The following is a 793-nucleotide window of genomic DNA, read 5'->3' on the forward strand; positions in this document are numbered from 1 at the left end:
CTGACAAATTGCGACATATCATGTAAATTGTCGCATAAAAGTAGTTTCAAAAAAAAGAAAACTGTGTTATAATGTATGTGTAATTTTTAGAAAAGAGGTACTAACTATGGAAAACCTAGTAGTTTCAATCTTTAGCACTGAAAGCGAAGCTTATCAGTCCTTTGCGGATTTGAAGGCTTTCCGCCAAACTCAGACGACCAAGGTTGCTCAAATCGCCTTGGTCAAAAATGAAAACGGTCATATCGTTGAAAAAGAACGCTATGACTTTGAAGATTCAACGACGGATGCAGCCCTAGAAGGTGGCTTGTTCGGTGCAGTTATCGGGCTTTTGGGTGGTCCTATCGGCGTCTTGTTTGGTTATGGTATGGGTAGCCTCTATGGTTTGGCTGCTGGTGCTACCGTTGATACGGCAGAAGCTGGCCTGATTGACGTTGTTTCTCAGAAATTGACTAACGGTGAAACAGCCGTTGTTGCCTTGGTGCAAGAAGACAACGAAGCAGTCATCGATGCTTACTTCACCAAGTACGACACCCAAATCATGCGTTGGGATGTAGCAACCGTCGTAGCCGAAATCGAAGCAGCTCTGCAAGTCCAAGAAGACCTCTACAACCAGGCGCGTGCACAGATGAAGGCTGAACGTAAAGCCGAACGCAAGGCTAAGCGTGAAGAATTCAAGGCGAATGTCAAAGCAAAGTTTGACAAATTGGAAGCGTAAGCACCCAAGCATCTCATAAAAAATAGATTTTAGAAAGAGGAAGTGACGGAAGGATCACGTTTTTTAGAGGAGCTCATT

1 protein-coding gene is annotated in these 793 nt (G+C 43.9%); it reads left to right on the top strand.

The features are described from left to right. The first annotated feature begins 106 nt into the window (after positions 1-106). Positions 107-715 (top strand): DUF1269 domain-containing protein, encoded by a 609-nt coding sequence (locus LIZ08_RS10230; protein WP_227038823.1) that lies wholly within the window; start codon positions 107-109, stop codon positions 713-715. Positions 716-793 lie beyond the last annotated feature (78 nt).

This window comes from Streptococcus sp. 210928-DFI.4.42 (genome assembly GCF_020554365.1).
Classification (GTDB): domain Bacteria; phylum Bacillota; class Bacilli; order Lactobacillales; family Streptococcaceae; genus Streptococcus; species Streptococcus parasanguinis_S.

Coding starts and splice junctions, on each gene's coding strand:
- LIZ08_RS10230 (WP_227038823.1), top strand. CDS start 107: ATGGAAAACCTAGTAGTTTCAATCTTTAGCACTGAAAGCGAAGCTTAT.